At 60.1% G+C, this 2952-nt stretch carries 4 protein-coding genes; all 4 read left to right on the forward strand.

Features of this window, described 5'->3' with window-relative positions:
* Positions 1-350, forward strand: a 350-nt coding sequence (locus KAY22_RS27180; RefSeq protein WP_296626159.1) for an efflux RND transporter permease subunit, incomplete at its 5' end; no start/stop codon positions are given.
* Positions 351-626: 276 nt separating this feature from the next.
* A complete protein-coding gene (locus tag KAY22_RS27185) occupies positions 627-1955 on the forward strand; it encodes a TolC family protein (RefSeq protein WP_296626160.1) in 1329 nt (442 codons plus the stop codon).
* Positions 1956-1971: 16 nt separating this feature from the next.
* Entirely contained in the window at positions 1972-2169 is a 198-nt protein-coding gene (locus tag KAY22_RS27190) for a hypothetical protein (RefSeq protein ID WP_080879887.1), read from the forward strand.
* A 189-nt stretch (positions 2170-2358) separates the two neighbouring features.
* Entirely contained in the window at positions 2359-2697 is a 339-nt protein-coding gene (locus KAY22_RS27195; protein WP_080879888.1) for a cupin domain-containing protein, read from the forward strand.
* Positions 2698-2952: the final 255 nt, after the last annotated feature.

Consider the following 2952-nt stretch of genomic DNA (forward strand, 5'->3'; position numbering starts at 1 on the left):
TCGTGCGCAATTCGATTCTGCTGGTCGATTTCATTCAACATCAGGAGGCGGAGGGGGTCTCGCTGTTGGAGGCCGTGATTCGCGCGGGCGCGATCCGGACGCGTCCCATTCTGTTGACGGCCGCGGCATTGATGGTCGGGGCGTTCGTGATTATTCTCGACCCGATTTTCCAAGGACTGGCCGTCTCGCTGTTGTTCGGCGTCGGCGCCTCGACGGTTCTGACGCTGGTCGTCATTCCCGTGCTCTATTACCTGTGGATCGGTGGCCCTCGAAATTCATCTGCCGGCCTGATACCGAAACAAGAGCACACAGAGCTGCCACAGCCGGTCGTGGGAAGCCGACCGGAATGAGCCGGAGCTGATTCCGTCCCGCCGGTCTGCCGCTATCTGCCACAACCCCGCGAGGAAGCCTGTAGCGAACCTCCACGATTCGGCGCTAGGCTGGTCCTCGATCGACGACGATCCGCCCGTTCCATCGGCGATGATGCGGGCTTCGATGTCGCGGCGTTGGAGGGTGTCATCTTTGCACATCGAGACACGATGGACGGGGATGTCGGAATGGTCCGTCTGCCTGTTCACCGTTGGAAGGAGGCCCCTGTGAGGCGGTTATGGAGACTCGTCTTGTTGGTGCAGGCCTGCTCTGGCTTCATCGTCATGCCATGGCTGCCCGGCTCGGCCGCCGAGCCGCCGGCCGGGACGCCGGAACTGCGGTTGAGTTTGCACGAGGCGATTCAGGCGGCCATCGACAATAACGCCAATGTGCGGTTGTTGAAAGAACGGATCGTGGCGGCCCAATCGGCGGCCAGTACGAGTTTGGGCGCGTTATTGCCGAACGTATCCGGATTCATGAGCGGGAGCAATCAAACGGTCAATCTCGCCGCCTTCGGACTTCCTCCCGACAGACTTTCCGGCTTGGGACTGCAGAGACCCGTGACGGAACCGTTCGATGTGTACAACGCGCGGGCCAACCTCGTTCAGAATATTTTCAGCCTGAGCCTGATCCAGCGCTGGCGGGCGGCAAGAACCGGCGTTGATGTGGCAGGGCTTGAGGCCGAAGTGACCAAGCGTGATGTCATGGCCACTGCGGGGCTGCTGTACATGGAGGCTTCCCGAGCGGAGGCAGCCGTGAAAGCCCGACAGGCGGACCTCGAACTCAGCCAACAATTGTTGAAGCTCGCGCAGGATCGAAAGCAGGCCGGCGTGGCTACGGGCCTCGATGTGACCCGGGAAGAAGTCCAGGTTGAGAATACCCGCCAGCGACTGCTCGTCGCTCAAAACGATCACGAAAGCGCGAAGTTGAACCTCATTCGCACCTTGGGCATCGATTTCAATGTGTCCGTGATACTGACCGACGAACTCTCGTCGGCGAAGGTCGAATTCCAAACCCCCGACACGGCCCTCGCCGTCGCGCGAGAGAATCGCGCAGAACTCAAGGCGCAGATCACCCGCCAAAAGCTCGCCTCACTCAGCCTGAGTTCCGTAACTAGTGAGCGGATTCCTTCTCTATCCTTGAACGGCGACTATGGATGGATCGGCCTGAAACCGGATGAGGCCTTAGCAACCAGGTCGGTCGGTCTTATGCTCTCGGTGCCCATTTTCGACGGGGGACAACGGGAGGGACGCATTTCGGAGAGTCGGAGTCGCGTGCGGCAGGAATTGATCCGAATGAAGGACGTGTCGGATCAGGTGACGCTGGAAGTGCGAAACGCGCTGCTGACCCTTGATTCCTCTACGCAACAAGTCACCGTCGCCGAGAAGGGGCTGGAGTTGGCGCTGAAGGAACTGACGTTTGCGCGGGACCGGTTTGCGGCGGGGCTGGCGACCAACATCGAGGTGACGAACGCTCAGACCTCGGTGGCGCGCGCGCGCGACAACATCATCGAAGCACTCTTTCGATTCAATGCTTCACGCATCAATCTGGCCAGGGCGAAGGGCGAAATCGAGCAACTATTCTGAATCCGCGGCCGGCATCGTGTTCAACCTTGCCGGACAGATCGCCGGTCGGTTTAGTGAGCCCCTTCTGCAGACTCGTTTCGTCCGAGCGACCGATCAGCCGGGCGCCCGGGCCCGCGTGGTGCCGGAGATGCGTGTCTGGTTCAACGAGAATCTGGAAAGCCGCAACTTCTACGTCCCTGGCGCCATCGTGTTGATCGTGACCTCTTCGCCTTGACGAACTACATTGTAAACGACATCGTTCATCTGACCGGGTCGTTGCGTGTCGGATTGTCGAATGGCGCGCCGAATTACGGATTGGGCGCAGGGGTCAGATTCCGGTCTTAGTGGACGGCCGTGTGGGCCGCTCGACAGCCGAGCGCCGCCTCACGAACGTCGGACATTGTAGAGTCAAAGGAGGTGAACAATGGAAGTGGTCAACGCGCGAGAGGCCGATCTCACTCAGAATCCGCATCAGGTCAAGGCGAGTCGGTTGTACGACACGGAGCATGCCCAGGTCGTTCATATCACGTTGGAACCGGGTGAATCGCTCAAGAAGCACGTGACACCCGTCGATGTCTTTTTCTATGTCCTGGAAGGACGAGGGATCGTCGAGATTGGAGAGGACACGAAAGAAGTCGGGCCGGACATGCTCATTCCCAGCCCGGCTCGCATTCCGCACAGGTGGTCCAACCGGAGCGACAAGCCGTTTCGCGTGCTGGTGGTCAAGGTTCCGCGCCCGACCGAAGCCACGAAGTTGCTGTGAGAGACCGATTGGGTCAGCAGTGACAGGCGCGTGACGAATTTTGCATCAGAGCGCCGCCGGCGCACTGGCTATTTACCCGTCGGTCTGGCATGCTTTCGCGCCGGATCGAAGCGCCGGGTTCTATGCCTGGTGCATCATTCTGCGCAGGCGAAGAAACCCGTCCTATACGTCGTTCGACAGGATCGTCTTCTTCGGGAGGCGCTTGTGATGGAACAGCCGTGACGTGCGTGGGCATAATCCGGAAACGGGGGGAGT

It is taken from the genome of Rhizorhabdus sp. (genome assembly GCF_018006725.1).
Classification (GTDB): domain Bacteria; phylum Pseudomonadota; class Alphaproteobacteria; order Sphingomonadales; family Sphingomonadaceae; genus Rhizorhabdus.